The sequence below is a fragment of the Rhizobium sp. 05L429 genome (assembly GCF_056397645.1).
On record NZ_JBFTNV010000002.1, the window covers coordinates 108,777 to 124,170 of the forward strand.

Sequence of the window (15,394 nt, forward strand, 5' to 3'; positions counted from 1 at the left end):
CGTTCGGCGGGAAAAGATGATCAGGCAGCCGGGTTCTGCGGCTTGGTTTTGCCCTTCCGGGCAACATGGGACTTGAGAATGCGCGTCTTAAGCACATTCGAAGCCTTGAAGGTCATGACGCGGCGGGGCGAAATCGGAACTTCCTCGCCGGTCTTCGGGTTGCGCCCGATACGCTCGTTCTTGTCACGCACCTGGAAGGTCGCGAAGGAGGAAAGTTTGACGGTTTCGCCGCGCACGATGGCGTTGCAAATCTCGTCGATAACCGTTTCGACCAGCTCAGCAGATTCTGTCCGGGAGAGACCGACCTTGCGAAAAACGGATTCCGCCAGGTCTGCTCGCGTCACTGTCTTTCCGGTCATGGTTTCCCCGCCCAATAGAAATTATTTTGTGAAAGCGAGCAAAGAGTATTTGTCTTGCGCCTTACGGTCAAGCTCTTGTTCGCCGCCAGTTTTTTAGGATTTGTGCCTACCAGCGCAGCAAAACGGCGCCCCAGGTGAAACCGCCGCCCATGGCTTCCAGCATCACGAGGTCGCCCTTCTTGATGCGTCCGTCGCCTGCAGCCGTCGCAAGCGCCAGCGGAATGGAGGCAGCGGACGTATTGCCGTGAAGATCGACGGTAATGACAACCTTTTCCGGGGCAATGTTCAGCTTCTTCGCCGAACCGTCGATGATGCGGCGATTGGCCTGGTGGGGGACCAGCCAGTCGAGATCATCAGAGGTCGTTCCGGTCGAATCGAAGGCCGCCTGGATGACGTCGGTAATCATGCCCACGGCATATTTGAAGACCTCGCGGCCCTCCATGCGCAGCTTGCCGACCGTACCCGTCGAGGAAGGACCGCCATCGACGTAGAGTTTTTCCTTATGCGAACCGTCGGAGCGCAGATGCGCGGTCAGCACGCCGCGGTCTGCCGTCGTCCCCTCGCCTTCGGCTGCTTCCAGCACGATCGCGCCTGCGCCGTCTCCGAAAAGCACGCATGTCGTGCGGTCATTCCAGTCGAGGATGCGGGAGAAGGTCTCAGCACCGATGACGAGTACGCGCTTGGCAAGACCGCCACGGATATAGGCGTCGGCCGTCGTCACCGCATAGACGAAACCCGTGCAGACGGCCTGAACGTCGAAGGCAAAGCCATGCGCCATGCCGAGACGATTCTGGATGTTGACTGATGTCGCCGGGAAGGTGTTATCAGGCGTCGAGGTGGCACAGATGATCATATCGATATCACCAGGCGTCAGCCCGCCATTTGCGAGCGCGGCACGCGCTGCCGCCTCGCCGAGCGACGCCGTCGTTTCGTCATCTCCGGCAATGTAACGCTGCCGGATGCCGGTACGCTGGACGATCCATTCGTCCGACGTGTCGACGACACCTTCCATTTCGCGATTGGTCATCACGCGTTTCGGCAGTGCAGCTCCGAAGCCACGAACCACTGATCGGATCATATTGCTTGAACCCCGTCGCTCACGCGGCTTCCGGCCCCATAGGGGGCAGCCGCTTGGCATGATATTTTTTGAGATCGTTTTCTATTTTCTGGGTCAGGCCATTCTTGGCCATGTCATAGCCGACTTCGATGGCCGCGGCTATGCCTTCGGCATTCGCTCCGCCATGGCTCTTGATGACGATGCCGTTCAGGCCAAGGAAGACGCCGCCGTTGACCTTGCTCGGATCGAGCTTCTCGCGCAGCATGTCGAAAGCGCTCTTGGCGAAGAGATAGCCGATGCGGGCAAGCAGCGTGCGCGACATTGCAGCACGCAGATAGGCGCCAATCTGCCGGGCTGTGCCTTCGGCGGCCTTCAGCGCGATATTGCCCGAAAAGCCTTCCACCACCACGACGTCGACTGTGCCCTTGCCAAGATCGTCACCTTCGACGAAGCCGGAATATTCGAGCGAATCGAGATTGGCTTCGCGCAGCAGGCGACCGGCCTCCTTGACCTCTTCCTGGCCCTTGATTTCCTCGACGCCGACATTCAGCAGGCCGACGGTCGGGCGCTCCAACTCGAAGAGCGCGCGTGCCATCGCGCCGCCCATGAGCGCGAAATCCATCAACTGCTGCGAATCGGCGCCGATCGTGGCGCCAACGTCGAGCACGATGCTTTCGCCCTTCATCGTCGGCCAGATGGCGGCGATCGCCGGGCGTTCTATATTGGCCATCGTGCGAAGACAAAACTTTGCCATGGCCATGAGCGCGCCGGTGTTGCCGGCGGAAACGGCGACATCGGCCTCGCCCGACTTCACCGCTTCGATAGTGCGCCACATGCTGGAGATATAGCGGCCGCGGCGAAGCGCCTGGCTGGGCTTCTCCTCCATGCTGACGGCAAGCTCGCAATCATGAAAAGTCGACTTTTCCCTGAGCTTGGGAAACTTCGCCAGAACCGGCTCGCACTGTTCCTTGATACCGTAGAAGACGAAGGAAATATCCGGGTGCCTGTCCAGCGCCTTGGCGGCGCCAGGGATGACAACCTGGGGACCAAAGTCGCCACCCATGAGGTCGAGAGATATTCTGATCACGCGTCCCTGATCCTTCTCTTTCGCCTCCAGGACGAAATTTCGGCCAAAATACCGGTTTTGGCGTCGCTTACAACTGAATTGTGGCAAATGCCGGGGATGCTTCAGTCCTTTTTCCAGTCCTTAAGCGCGGCAAATGCGGAAGGCTTCCGGTCATTTTCACCGGTGTCCTCGATATGACCCTCGAACTCCACGCCTTCCTTGCGCGGATAAGGATCGATGGCGAGTGCGGCGAATTCCGCAACGATCTCGCCGACATCGATCGTATCGCCGACGAAGGTCTGCGGAAGATCCGGACCGTCAGGATCCAGTATCATTTCACCGGCATCATTGGCCGGATGGCGCGCGAGCTTGGAATTTTCCGGAACGAAGATCTGCTCAAACGTCTCATCGATCCTGGATTCGACCGGCTCGAGGGTAACGATGCAGGACTGAACGATCTTCGCCTGCACGCGTCCCTTGACGCGTATGCCGTCGCGCTTCCACCTGTTGATCTGCAGATCCGCGTGGAGATCGTCCACCGACACGACGTTCCAGCTTTCGGCCAAGGCCTTCAGCTCGTCCTTGTCGGCGCTCACGCGGACCTCAACCGGGTTAGCGGAAATGTGGCCGACCTTTACAGGATAGGAAAAAGGAATCTCGTTGTGATCGTTCTTCATGGTCTTGCTCCTCAGGCGACCTGCGGAATCGTCGCCGAGCCGGTGGAGATCGCCTCTTCGGGAATGGCCGACAGGTGGGCTTCCGCCGCCATCATCCAATGCGCCAGCCCGCTCATGTCGGCAGCCCCAGCGGTTTCGGGATAGATATTGCGCTGGAGTGCCGCGGAAAGAGCCGCGACATCACCGGCATCCATCGCCTTCGAATAGGCTTCAAGCCGGCCATAGAACATGCCCGCGAGCTTCTTCATGCGCTTCGGCACGCTATTGTCGCCGATACCGAGTTCGCGAATCGAATAGTCGATATCCTGAAAGAATGCATCGACGATTTCCTGGGCGATCTCCTGGCCGCTCGTCCCCGATGCGCGGGTGCGGCGGAAAAACAGGATCATGGCAATCGACAGCATCTCGAAGCGGCCCATGACGGTATCGGGCACGTCAAGGCGTTCATAGAGCTCCGGCATGCGGGCAGCGGCCGTCAGAGCCGCGTATTGCCGCTCGACGATGGCCTGGTTGCTGTTTCTCTTACCGAAGAGCCCGAAGATCATTTGTTTTTTCCGGAAATGCCGCATTCTTGGCGCCGAGCGGCACCGGGCCTTGTTGCATGATTTCGAAAGCTGGTTTACCGAAGCAGGCGCGAATTGCAATGCTGTTCGTGGCTGGTTTCGGGACAGCTGCGCTTCGGTGGACAAAGAGGCGGATCGGGAAAATTCGACCCCGGAATGGCCACAATGGTTTTGCAGGAGGAAGCACGCAGTGTTTGGAATGGCTGCTATCGATACTCAAGGGAGTAGATGTCGTTGAAGAAACGGTATTTCAAGTCAGACGTGAAATTCTTCAGCAATGCGGCCATTGCCATCGTAATCGCCTCCGCCACCGCCCTCTCAAGCTGCCAGACGAGCACCGTGCTGAACGGGGGCTATATTGTCGATGAGCAGTCGCTGGCGCTGGTGCCCGAGGGTTCCAGCCGCGAGCAGGTGCTGCTGTCGCTCGGTACGCCATCCACGACGGCAACCTTCGACGGCGAAGTCTTCTATTACATCTCGCAGCGCCGACAGCGCTCGATGGCCTACCAGAAGCTGCGCGTCACCGAGCAGAGCATTCTCGCCATCTATTTCGACAAGGACGGCGTCGTGACCCGCCGCGCCAACTATACTCTGCAGGACGGCAAGGTATTCGACACGATTGCCCGCGTCACGCCGACCGGTGGCCGCGAACTCACCTTCCTGCAGCAGATGCTGTCCGGCGGCAGCGCGGCGAATGCGGCCAAGAGCCTGTTCGGTGGCGGTGCCGGCGGCACGCCGCAGAACCCGTCCAGCCTGCGCTGACGCAAACTGTTTTCCACACAAAAAACCCGCCGGAGCGATCCGGCGGGTTTTATTTCATTCGCTTGAAGCGTCTTGAAGCACGTCGCGATCTTTAAGATTCACTTGCCACGTTTCAAGTCCTCGTTTTCCGCATGTCGTCATCGCAAAACTGCTGAACAGTTTTGCGCGACATGCGTCAGCTTGCGAGAACCGCCAGCAGCAGCAGCGCCACGATGTTGGTGATCTTGATCGCCGGATTGACGGCGGGACCGGCCGTATCCTTGTAGGGATCGCCGACGGTGTCGCCTGTCACCGACGCCTTGTGAGCCTCCGAGCCCTTCATGTGGCGCACGCCGTCCTTGTCGACGAAGCCGTCCTCGAAGCTCTTCTTAGCATTGTCCCATGCGCCGCCTCCCGACGTCATCGAGATCGCCACGAAGAGACCGTTGATGATGACGCCAAGCAGCGATGCGCCAAGTGCTGCAAAGGCTGAGGCCTTCGAGCCGGAGATGACGAGCACGCCGAAATAGACAACGATAGGTGCCAGCACCGGCAGCAGCGACGGTATGATCATCTCGCGGATCGCTGCCTTGGTCAGAAGATCGACGGCTCTGCCGTAATCAGGCTTCTCCGTGCCCTGCATGATGCCGGGCTTTTCCTTGAACTGCCGACGCACTTCCTCGACGATCGCGCTGGCAGCACGCCCGACGGCGGTCATCGCGATGCCACCGAAGAGATAAGGAATCAGTCCGCCGAACAGCAGACCGGCAACCACGTAAGGGTTCGACAGATCAAACGAGATCGGGCCGATATTCTGGAAATAGGGATACTGGTCAGGATGCGCTGCAAAATATTGCAGGTCGTTCGCGTATGCGGCAAAGAGCACCAGCGCACCGAGACCGGCCGAACCGATCGCGTAACCCTTGGTGACGGCCTTCGTCGTGTTGCCGACGGCATCGAGCGCATCCGTGGACTTGCGCACTTCCGGCGGCAGATGGGCCATTTCGGCGATACCACCGGCATTATCAGTGACCGGACCGAAGGCATCGAGTGCGACGATCATGCCGGCAATGCCGAGCATGGCGGTGACCGCAATGCCGGTGCCGAACAGGCCGCCGAGCTGATAGGTGGCGATAATGCCGCCGACGATGACGATTGCCGGCAGGGCCGTCGATTCCAGGGATACCGCAAGGCCCTGGATGACGTTGGTGCCGTGGCCGGTGACCGATGCCTGGGCGATCGAGACGACCGGGCGCTTGCCGGTGCCGGTATAGTATTCAGTGATGACGACGATCAGCGCTGTGACGACGAGGCCGACGAGACCGCAGAAGAAGAGCTTCGTTCCGGTAATGTCGAAACCTGCTACCTGGCCAAGCGAACCCCAACCGACTGTCAGCGAGGTTGCTGCGCCGAGACCAATGATCGACAAGAGGCCCGTCACGATAAGGCCCTTGTACAGGGCGCCCATGATCGAGCCGTTCGAGCCGAGCTTGACGAAGAAGGTGCCGATGATCGACGTGATGATGCAGGCGCCGCAGATTGCCAGCGGATAGATCATAGCCGACTGCAGTATGGGTGCACCGGCAAAGAAGATTGCCGCGAGAACCATTGTGGCGACGACGGAGACTGCATAGGTCTCGAACAGGTCGGCCGCCATGCCGGCGCAATCGCCGACATTGTCACCGACGTTGTCAGCAATGGTTGCCGGGTTGCGCGGATCGTCTTCCGGAATACCGGCTTCGACCTTGCCGACGAGATCGCCGCCGACGTCGGCACCCTTGGTGAAGATGCCGCCACCGAGACGGGCGAAGATCGAGATCAGCGAGGCGCCGAAGCCGAGCGACACAAGGGCGTCGATGACTTCACGCGAGCCGGCCTCATGGCCGAGCACGATAGTCAGCACATAATAATAGATGGAAACACCAAGCAGCGCGAGGCCGGCAACCAGAAGGCCGGTAATCGCGCCCGACTTGAAGGCGATGTCCAGGCCGGCCGAGAGGCTGGTGGATGCTGCCTGGGCGGTGCGCACGTTGGCGCGGACGGAGACGTGCATGCCGATGAAGCCGGCGGCACCCGAGAGGACGGCGCCGATCAGGAAACCGATCGCGGCCGTGGCGGAAAGGAGCAGCCATGCTGCAATGAAAACAACAATGCCTACAATGGCAATGGTTCTATACTGACGCGTCAGATAAGCCTGTGCGCCCTCGCGGATATAGCCCGCGATCTCCTGCATGCGGCTGTTGCCCTGGTCGGCAGCAAGTACCGACCGGGTTGCCCAGATGGCATAGACCACCGAGAGCAGGCCACATGCGATTACCAATAAAAGAATGGTCATTCGCTCTTTCCTCCCATAAGCCGGAGCTCACTCCTTCTCCGGCGACGAATGCTGCTGAATCGACTCCTCTCCATAGAAACGCCCAGCAGGCGAGCGGAGATTGCGTGGTCGATAACGTCGCGTCAAGACTGCAAAACTTCAAAAGCCTTGCAGTTCCGCAGAAACAAAGGGAGGGATCGTTTGGCGGCTAAGTGCCTATTTCTTCTGGTCGCCGCGCACCTGCTTGGCGATGCGGTCCAGAACAGCATTGACGAGCTTCGGCTCATCATCGTCGAAGAAGGCCCGGGCGATCTCGACATATTCGGTAACGATGACAGCGACGGGCACGTCCTTGCGGTCGACGAGTTCGAAGACGCCGGCGCGCAGGATGGCGCGGACGGTGCTGTCCAGACGCGATAGCGCCCAGTCGTCCTGCAAGGCGGAGGCGATCAGCGGATCCAGACGAAGCTGGTCGCGCACGACGCCAGAAACGATCGAGCGGAACCAGCCGGCGTCAGCCTTCAGATAGGTTGCGCCGTCGATTTCCTGTCCAAGGCGGTGGGCCTCGTATTCCGCCACGATTTCCAGAACGCCGGTGCCGCCGATATCCATCTGATAAAGCGCCTGCACAGCCGCAAGACGCGCAGCGCCCCGCTGATTGGCAGCCTTGACCGGTCGTTCGGTATTTTCGTCAGTCATTCTTATGCACCCAACTTCTTCTTCAGCTCGATCATGGTGAGAGCTGCACGGGCAGCGAAACCGCCCTTGTCCTTTTCCGAGCGGCGCACGCGCACCCAGGCCTGTTCATCATTCTCGACGGTCAGGATACCGTTGCCAATGGCAAGGGACTCGCTGACAGCGAGATCCATAAGAGCGCGCGAGGACTCGTTCGACACGATGTCGAAATGATAGGTCTCGCCGCGGATGACCATGCCGAGGGCAACGAAACCATCATACTGCGTGCCGTCATTATCCGCGCCATCGAGCGCCATGGCAATCGCCGCCGGAATTTCCAGCGCGCCGGGCACGGTGACGACGTCGCAAGTAGCGCCCGCCTCTTCCAGCGCGAAGGTCGCGCCTTCCAGAAGAGCATCAGCCATGTCGTCATAGAAGCGTGCTTCGACGATCAAAATATGGGGAGCGGTCTCTTTCGGCATGGTTCACCTTCGTTTGGAGGGGCATTTTCCACTCGGGCAGGCCGCGGTCAAAACATGCCTTCGTCCGAATGGCAAGCAAATTCGGGTGGCGCTCTAAAGGAAAGACGAAATATCTGCAATGGGATAGCAGAGGCAGGCATTGTCAGGCGCAACGACGCAAAAAACATGCTTAGCCGGGTGCCGGAATAACGGCAATTCCAAGGCAGATTTCATGAACAATTTGTAATTTGTTTTCAGTAGCTTAGGCCATTGAAACGCCGATGCTGCAGCGCCAAATCCCTGTCGTAACGCCGACGATCCCCTGCAACGACAGCCGACCGTCCCAGCTGACGAAAGGATACTATCATGAACCGCGTTGCTAAAATCGCTATTGCCGCCGCTTTCTCCTCCCTTGCATTTGCCGGCGTCAGCCGGGCTGAAAGCCTCGGCATGAATACCGCCCAAGGTATCGAACAGACCCTTCGCACCTTCCAGGGCAACGACTTCGACATCCAGCCCGTCTACGACTGGCACAACCTCGACGACGAAAGCACCGGTCCGCGCTCCGTCCTCCAGCGCTCCCAGAGTGCTGTCCACGCCATACAGGCCTCCATCGACGCCAACAGGTCGCTAGCACACAGGCTGAACAGTGATGGTGTCAATATCCGCAATGTCGTGAACGCCGAACAGGCAGCCGACGGCAGCATTACGTTCTACGTTCGCTGAGGCTGCCACGGAAGGCGGGCATGGGCGGCTGATCTCCTCACCGCCCATGCCGCCTTTTCCCGAAATCGCTGTTGCATTTTCCGCCGGATAGGGTTGTCTTCTCGCCAAAGCGGAGGACCCTATGGCGATGAATGCAAAGCCGGTCATCAATACGGCCGACCTACCCCTTGAGCACTGGACGAGAGGACGGCTTTTCGAAAGCCGCGACACTTCGTTCGGAAAACACCTGGGTCTCACCAATCTCGGCATCAGCTACAGCGAAGTGCCGCCCGGCAAATCCGGTTGCCCCTTCCATAATCATCATGTCGAGGACGAGCTCTTCTATATCATCGAGGGCACGGGCGAATATCGTTTCGGCGACCAGCGCTATGCGATCAAGAAGGGCGACGTGCTGGGCGCGCCCGCAGGCGGGCCGGAAACGGCGCATCAGATCATCAACACCGGATCAACGCCGCTCATCTATTTCGGCCTGTCGACCAAGGCGAAGACCGAGATCTGCGAATATCCCGATTCCGGCAAGTTTCTCGCCAAGACCAACCGCGAAGGAAGCTCCTTCGACCATATCGGCCGGGGAGAAAATGCGCTCGATTACTGGGACGGCGAACCCGGCCTCTGAACCTCGGCCACCTCTCGACAATTTGTTTAAAGCATTCTCATCATGATCGATATTCCGACCTTGGAGACCGAGCGGCTCGTGTTACGCCCTCACCACATCGATGATTTCGATGCTCATTACGATCTCTGGCGAAACGAGGACGTCGTGCGCTTCATCAGCGGCGTACCTTCCACCCGCGAGCAGAGCTGGTCGCGCATGCTGCGCCTTGCCGGCATGTGGCACTATATGGGCTTCGGCTTCTTCGCGATCGAGGCGAAAGAAAGCGGCCGTTTCATCGGCGAAGCGGGTTTTCTCGAAGCCAAACGGGACATGCAGCCGTCGATCGAAGGCACGATGGAGGTGGGTTGGGCGTTGCTGCCTTCCGCGCACGGCAAGGGTTATGCCACAGAAGCGCTGAAGGCAATCATCGGCTGGGGCGAGAAGCAGTTTCCGGGACGACCGATGAGCTGCATCATCAGCCCGGACAATTCCCCTTCCCTGAAAGTAGCCGAGAAGCTCGGCTTCAGGGAAACAGCGCGGACGGACTATAGCGGTCCGGTCATTCAGTTTTTGCGCTAGGGAATTCGGCAAGACGGGCGGCATAACGCGCCATCGTGTCGACCTCGAAGTTGACGAAGTCGCCTGCCCTGCGTTCGCCCCAGGTGGTGACCTCAAGCGTGTGGCGGATCAACAGCACGTCGAAATCCGTACCATCGACGGCATTCACGGTCAGCGACGTGCCGTCGAGCGCAATCGAACCCTTGGGTGCCACGAATTTCGCGAGATGGAAAGGCGCGCGCAGACGGAAGCGCGTAGCATCGCCTTCCTCCGTGACCGACAGGATCTCGGCCTTGCCATCGACATGGCCGGAGACGATGTGGCCGCCCAGCTCGTCGCCGATCTTCAGCGAACGCTCAAGATTGATATGGTTGCCCGCCTGCCAGGTGGAAACGGTGGTAAGCCGCAGCGCCTCCTCCCATGCTTCGACCTCGAACCAGCGGCCGTTGCTGCCGTCCTGCGGCAGGCCGGTCACGGTGAGGCAGATGCCGGAATGGGAGATGGAAGCGCCCATATCGATGGTCGCCGGATCGTAATTCGTCGCGACGCGAAGCTTGATGCCTTCCTTCAACGGCGAAACGGATTCGATCGTGCCGATATCGGTAACAATTCCGGTGAACATCAATTCTCTCTTTCGTATTCGTCCAGGCGATCCGCGCCGAATATATAAGTGCCCCTGTGGGCGAAGCCGGATGGTATGTCGGTTGCCTGCAACGGAGATTCAATACCGCCCTCGCCGATGACGAGAGGCGCCTGATAAAGCTGGATACGATCGACGAGACCGGCTTCGAGGAAAAGCCTCGCGGTTTTCGCGCCGCCTTCGACCAGGAGCGAGGAGATGCCGCGTGTGGCAAGGGCCGGCAGCAGGACTTCGGGATGATAGGGATTGCAGTAAAGGATTTCGACGCCGGCGGCTTCGAGTGCTGCGCGGCGGGAGTCCATCTCGGTTGGGTCAGTGGGTGTGTTACCCCCCTCTGTCCTGCCGGACATCTCCCCCACAAGGGGGGAGATTGGCTGGAGGCCAGCTCCCTGCACCACATTTTCCGCTGCGGGTGACGAGCGACCATCTTGGGAATTCGGAGCGAGCGCCTTGCCGATCTCCCCGCTTGTGGAGGAGATGTCCGGCAGGACAGAGGGGGGTGTCCCATCCGCCTCCGACCCTAGCGGTGAAACCTCTTCACTCGCCACAACGATGACCGGCACCTCCCGCGCCGTCTCGACAAGCTTGCTCGTCAGCGGCAGCGAAAGAGTGGGATCAAGCACGATACGAACAGGCGATTGCGTTTCAAGCCCGGGCGCACGCACCGTCAGCAACGGATCGTCAGCAATCGCGGTGCCGATGCCAACGAGGATCGCATCGGTTTCGGCGCGCAGCGCCTGCACCTGGGCGCGGGCTTCCGGGCCAGTGATCGCCACCTGCCCTACCCCCTCGCGGCCGATCATGCCATCGGCTGAAACGGCAAGTTTGAGAGTCACATAGGGGCGGTTCTTCGTCTGGCGGGTGAGATAGCCTGACAGGGACTGCCTGCCCTCCTCCTCCAGCACGCCCGACGTCACCTCGATGCCGGCATCGCGCAGCATGGCAATGCCGCGGCCGGACACTCTGACATCAGGATCGGTGACGCTGATGACGACGCGGCCGACGCCATAAGCGATCAGAGCCTCGGCGCAGGGCGGTGTCTTGCCGTGATGCGAGCACGGTTCAAGCGTGACATAGGCCGTCGCACCGCGGGCGAGTTCACCGGCTTCGGCCAGCGCCTGCGGCTCGGCATGCGGGCGGCCGACGAGCGCGGTCACGGCACGGCCGACGATCACACCATCACGGACGATGACGCAGCCGACGGATGGGTTCGTGGAAGTCTGGCCCGTATGCCAGCGCGACAGGCGGATCGCGGCTGCCATGAAGCGTTCATCCTCAGGCTGCGCGATCCCCTCGCCCATGGTCAGACGTCCAGCGGATCGCGGCCGATCTTGGCGTTGATCTCGGCGATCAGTTTTTCGAAATCCTCGGCATGCGAGAAATCGCGATAGACCGAAGCGTAGCGGACGAAGCCGACATCATCGAGGCTCTTCATGGCTTCGAGAACCTGCAAGCCTATCTGTTCGGAGGAGATTTCCGTCTCGCCCGAGCTTTCCAGCCGGCGCACGATGCCGGAAACGGCGCGCTCGATGCGGTCGCGATCGACAGGGCGCTTGCGCAGCGCCACGTCGAAGGAACGGACCAGCTTGTCACGATCGAAGGGAACTTTCCTGCCGGTCTTCTTGGTGACCATCAGTTCGCGCAACTGCACGCGCTCGAAGGTCGTGAAGCGGCCGCCGCAATCCGGGCAGATGCGGCGCCGGCGGATGGAGGTGTTATCCTCCGCCGGGCGTGAATCCTTGACCTGAGTGTCTTCCGAACCGCAATAGGGGCAGCGCATGCCTTCTCCTTAGCATCGGCCCGAAAATCGAAATCGATTTTCGGAAAGCCTGATGCGTAGATTCAAAGAGTTAGAGCGTCCTTCGTGCGCCCGAACGGGCGCATGGCGCTCTAGCCCATGTAATCATACATGGGAAAGCGATCGGTCAGGTTCACCACCTTGCCGCGGACGGCAGCCTCGACGGCGGCATTGCCCTCGTCGGAATTAGCAACCTTCAGGCCATCGAGAACCTCGACGATGAGGTTACCGATTTCGCGGAATTCCGCTTCCTTGAAGCCGCGCGTCGTGCCGGCCGGAGCGCCGAGGCGCACACCCGAGGTGACAAAGGGCTTTTCAGGATCGAAGGGAATCCCATTCTTGTTGCAGGTGACGTAGGCGCGGCCGAGCGCTGCTTCGGCGCGCTTGCCGGTGGCGTTCTTCTTGCGCAGGTCAACCAGCATCAGGTGGTTGTCCGTGCCGCCGGAGACGACATCGAGGCCGCCAGCGATGAGCGTTTCGGAGAGCGCCTTGGCGTTCTTGACGATCTGCGCAGCATAATCCTTGAATTCCGGCTGCAGGGCTTCGCCGAATGCGACAGCCTTGGCGGCGATGATGTGCATCAGCGGGCCGCCCTGGAGACCGGGGAAGACAGCCGAGTTGAACTTCTTGGCCAGATCCTCGTCATTCGTCAGGATGACGCCGCCGCGCGGACCACGCAGAGATTTGTGGGTCGTCGTCGTCGCAACATGGCAGTGCGGGAACGGCGACGGATGTACGCCACCGGCAACGAGACCGGCAATGTGGGCCATGTCGACCATGAGGTAAGCGCCGACGCTGTCAGCGATCTCGCGGAAGCGCTTCCAGTCCCAGATACGCGAATAGGCGGTGCCACCGGCGATGATCAGCTTCGGCTTGGTTTCCTTGGCCTTGCGCTCGACTTCATCCATATCGAGCAGGTTGTCGCCTTCGCGCACACCGTAAGACACGACGTTGAACCACTTGCCGGACATGTTGACCGGCGAACCGTGCGTCAGGTGACCGCCGGAGTTCAGGTCGAGGCCCATGAAGGTATCGCCCGGCTGCAGCAGCGCCAGGAATACCGCCTGGTTCATCTGCGAACCGGAGTTCGGCTGAACGTTGGCAAAATTGACGCCGAAGAGCTTCTTGGCGCGCTCGATGGCCAATTCCTCGGCGATATCGACGAACTGGCAGCCACCGTAGTAGCGCTTGCCCGGATAACCCTCGGCATATTTGTTGGTCATGATGGAGCCCTGGGCTTCCAGAACGGCGCGGGAAACGATGTTCTCGGATGCGATCAATTCGATCTCATGCCGTTGACGACCGAGTTCCTTTCCGATCGCGCCAAAGATTTCCGGATCGACGTCCGCAAGCGAGCGATTGAAGAAGGATTCGGTGGAAGCATTGGTCATGGCGGGCTCCTACGGTGGAATGCGGCAAGGTATTAGCCTTCCGCCGATGCGAGGGCAATACGAAGAACGACATTTGCTGGGCTAAGCGCGCGGGCCGATCACTTTGATTGAAGTGGGGGCCGCAGAAACAAAAAAGCCGCGCAAATGGCGCGGCTTTTGAGGATCGTTTGATGTCCGGATTACTGGACCGGCTGCTCCATACCCGAGGTAGTGTCGAGCGCCAGTTCGGCATTGCCATCCATCTCGTAGATGTCGTCGCGGAACTGAACGACGCCGTCGGGCATGCCCCAGGCCGAGATATAGACGAAATAAACGGGAACTTCGGTCGCGAGCTTGATCGGCGTGTTGGTGCCGCTTGCGATCACCTGCTCCATCTGCTGGCGGTTCCAGCCGGGCGTTTCGCGCAGCAGCCAGTTCGACAGGTCGCGGACGTTCTGGACGCGCACGCAGCCCGACGATTCGAAGCGCATGAGCTTGTTGAACAGGCCCTGCTGCGGCGTGTCGTGCATGTACTCGCCGTTCTTGTTGTAGAAGTTGATTTTCGTGGACGCCATGGCGTTGATCTTGCCGGGGTCCTGACGGAACATCAGGTTCGGCGCCTCGCCGTTCCAGTCGACGGTCTCGGGGGGGACTTCGTTGCCCTTGCCGTCGATCAGGCGGATCGCGTTCTTTTCGAGATAGGTCGGATCCTTGCGCATCAGCGGCACGATGTCCTTCTCGACGATCGAGCGGGGTGCCGTCCAGTAGGGGTTGAGGATGACCTCGTAGACCTTCGAGTTGACGAGATGCGTCGGGCGGCTCAGGCGGCCGACAACCGCGGTATGGCGCGTCGCAACGCTGCCGTCTTCAACGGCTTCCACATAGGCAGCCGGAATGTTGACCATCAGGTGGCGGCGTCCCAGGTCTTCCGGGAAGGTCTGCAGGCGGATGAGGTTGGTGTTCAACTGCTGCAGGCGCACATCGGCGGGAATGTTCATCGCCTTCAGCGTGAATTCGCCGAGCACACCATCGGCGGGCAAGCCGTGACGGGCCTGGAAGCGCTTGACGGCGCCGTCGACATAGGAATCGAAGGCGTTGGACAGGCCGGCTTCACGCGGCAGATCGCCGGTGATCGCGAGACGCTGGCGCAGCGCCTGGACGGTGGGGGAGCTAACACCGAGCTGCAGGCGCTGATCGCCAGGATTGACCTCAGGCCAGCCGCCGGCGGAAGCGATCTGCTGATACTGCATGATCGCCTGCTGGGTGCTCGGCACCGACTGCGGGCTGAGGATCGGAGTATTGGAGAGAACGGCAGTCGCCGTGCGCGAGGCGGCCTTGGCATCGAACTGGTCGTCCCAGTTACCGCGCTTGGGGGCATTCAGGAGCCCATCCAGCGCCGATTGCGCGAATGCGGGTCCGGCAAGCGCGCCGGCACCAACCGTTGCCGCCGACGCCAAGAAGGCGCGGCGGGAGAGAGCTTCAATTCCGTTCTTCTTAGACATTCGTCCCAACCACTCAATGCCGCGGTGGAGGAAGCCGCAGCCATTTGCGATATCACCGCGCTTTAACGCAGATCCCTATCCGTTCGTTCTTCCGGCGCAGCAGGAAATTCCGCCAGTCCCATCACAAGATTGCGAGCAACCTGGATGGTGCCAATGGTCCATCGAGGACGCCGGCTATCGAATATTCCGCTGTCACATCAATATGGCCAATTCGTGTTGCCGGGCCGGAAGACAGACTGCCGGTTGCCGGGAACCGCATGCCACGAACCATAAGACGGGTAAACCGTGCCGG

The 15,394-nt window shown here is 60.3% G+C and carries 16 protein-coding genes and 1 pseudogene; 4 read left to right on the forward strand and 13 right to left on the reverse strand.

Annotated elements, in window-relative coordinates:
• Positions 1 to 20: 20 nt before the first annotated feature.
• The 5 genes and pseudogenes from AC1DNW_RS02235 to AC1DNW_RS02255 all read right to left on the reverse strand — a co-directional run bounded on the left by AC1DNW_RS02235 (position 21) and on the right by AC1DNW_RS02255 (position 3,762).
• The gene (locus AC1DNW_RS02235) at positions 21 to 359 is read right to left on the reverse strand and encodes an integration host factor subunit alpha (protein ID WP_007819963.1); all 339 of its coding nucleotides are present in this window, start codon (positions 357 to 359) and stop codon (positions 21 to 23) included.
• Positions 360 to 465: 106 nt separating this feature from the next.
• Positions 466 to 1,437, reverse strand: coding sequence for a beta-ketoacyl-ACP synthase III (locus tag AC1DNW_RS02240; protein WP_113295307.1), 972 nt, complete (start codon positions 1,435 to 1,437; stop codon positions 466 to 468).
• 19 nt (positions 1,438 to 1,456) lie between these two features.
• Positions 1,457 to 2,503, reverse strand: a complete 1,047-nt coding sequence (gene plsX, locus AC1DNW_RS02245; protein ID WP_113295306.1) for a phosphate acyltransferase PlsX — start codon at positions 2,501 to 2,503, stop codon at positions 1,457 to 1,459.
• 101 nt (positions 2,504 to 2,604) lie between these two features.
• A complete protein-coding gene (locus tag AC1DNW_RS02250; protein ID WP_113308440.1) occupies positions 2,605 to 3,159 on the reverse strand; it encodes a DUF177 domain-containing protein in 555 nt (184 codons plus the stop codon).
• 11 nt (positions 3,160 to 3,170) lie between these two features.
• Positions 3,171 to 3,762, reverse strand: a pseudogene (locus AC1DNW_RS02255) (ubiquinol-cytochrome C chaperone family protein).
• 188 nt (positions 3,763 to 3,950) lie between these two features.
• On the opposite strand from AC1DNW_RS02255, the gene AC1DNW_RS02260 reads away from it, so the two are divergent.
• Entirely contained in the window at positions 3,951 to 4,484 is a 534-nt protein-coding gene (locus AC1DNW_RS02260) for an outer membrane protein assembly factor BamE (RefSeq protein WP_113295303.1), read from the forward strand.
• Positions 4,485 to 4,659: 175 nt separating this feature from the next.
• Here the strand turns inward: AC1DNW_RS02260 and AC1DNW_RS02265 are convergent, their stop codons facing one another.
• From AC1DNW_RS02265 to ribH, 3 genes are all read right to left on the reverse strand, one after another.
• Positions 4,660 to 6,798, reverse strand: a complete 2,139-nt coding sequence (locus AC1DNW_RS02265; protein ID WP_113308439.1) for a sodium-translocating pyrophosphatase — start codon at positions 6,796 to 6,798, stop codon at positions 4,660 to 4,662.
• A 195-nt stretch (positions 6,799 to 6,993) separates the two neighbouring features.
• Positions 6,994 to 7,476, reverse strand: a complete 483-nt coding sequence (gene nusB / locus AC1DNW_RS02270; protein WP_113308438.1) for a transcription antitermination factor NusB — start codon at positions 7,474 to 7,476, stop codon at positions 6,994 to 6,996.
• 2 nt (positions 7,477 to 7,478) lie between these two features.
• On the reverse strand, positions 7,479 to 7,934 hold the full coding sequence (ribH, locus tag AC1DNW_RS02275; RefSeq protein WP_113295300.1) for a 6,7-dimethyl-8-ribityllumazine synthase: 456 nt from the start codon (positions 7,932 to 7,934) through the stop codon (positions 7,479 to 7,481).
• 345 nt (positions 7,935 to 8,279) lie between these two features.
• On the opposite strand from ribH, the gene AC1DNW_RS02280 reads away from it, so the two are divergent.
• From AC1DNW_RS02280 to AC1DNW_RS02290, 3 genes are all read left to right on the forward strand, one after another.
• Complete coding sequence (locus AC1DNW_RS02280; protein ID WP_113295299.1) at positions 8,280 to 8,639, forward strand: hypothetical protein; 360 nt, start codon at positions 8,280 to 8,282, stop codon at positions 8,637 to 8,639.
• Positions 8,640 to 8,760: 121 nt separating this feature from the next.
• Positions 8,761 to 9,255, forward strand: coding sequence for a cupin domain-containing protein (locus tag AC1DNW_RS02285; RefSeq protein ID WP_113308437.1), 495 nt, complete (start codon positions 8,761 to 8,763; stop codon positions 9,253 to 9,255).
• 42 nt (positions 9,256 to 9,297) lie between these two features.
• Entirely contained in the window at positions 9,298 to 9,813 is a 516-nt protein-coding gene (locus AC1DNW_RS02290; RefSeq protein ID WP_113295297.1) for a GNAT family N-acetyltransferase, read from the forward strand.
• On the opposite strand, the gene AC1DNW_RS02295 is transcribed toward AC1DNW_RS02290, so the two are convergent.
• From AC1DNW_RS02295 to AC1DNW_RS02315, 5 genes are all read right to left on the reverse strand, one after another.
• Positions 9,794 to 10,414, reverse strand: a complete 621-nt coding sequence (locus tag AC1DNW_RS02295) for a riboflavin synthase (protein ID WP_113295296.1) — start codon at positions 10,412 to 10,414, stop codon at positions 9,794 to 9,796. The two genes, AC1DNW_RS02290 and AC1DNW_RS02295, sit on opposite strands and share 20 nt — an antisense overlap.
• Positions 10,414 to 11,733 (reverse strand): bifunctional diaminohydroxyphosphoribosylaminopyrimidine deaminase/5-amino-6-(5-phosphoribosylamino)uracil reductase RibD, encoded by a 1,320-nt coding sequence (ribD, locus tag AC1DNW_RS02300; RefSeq protein ID WP_477851812.1) that lies wholly within the window; start codon positions 11,731 to 11,733, stop codon positions 10,414 to 10,416. Before ribD ends, AC1DNW_RS02295 begins: the two co-directional genes overlap by 1 nt.
• Before the next feature lie 2 nt (positions 11,734 to 11,735).
• Positions 11,736 to 12,212 carry a transcriptional regulator NrdR gene (gene nrdR, locus AC1DNW_RS02305; RefSeq protein WP_113295294.1) on the reverse strand — a complete coding sequence of 159 codons (477 nt, stop codon included), beginning with the start codon at positions 12,210 to 12,212 and terminating at the stop codon, positions 11,736 to 11,738.
• 110 nt (positions 12,213 to 12,322) lie between these two features.
• A complete protein-coding gene (glyA, locus tag AC1DNW_RS02310; RefSeq protein WP_113308435.1) occupies positions 12,323 to 13,621 on the reverse strand; it encodes a serine hydroxymethyltransferase in 1,299 nt (432 codons plus the stop codon).
• Between the two features lie 179 nt (positions 13,622 to 13,800).
• Positions 13,801 to 15,102 (reverse strand): L,D-transpeptidase family protein, encoded by a 1,302-nt coding sequence (locus tag AC1DNW_RS02315; RefSeq protein ID WP_113295292.1) that lies wholly within the window; start codon positions 15,100 to 15,102, stop codon positions 13,801 to 13,803.
• Between the last annotated feature and the right edge of the window lie 292 nt (positions 15,103 to 15,394).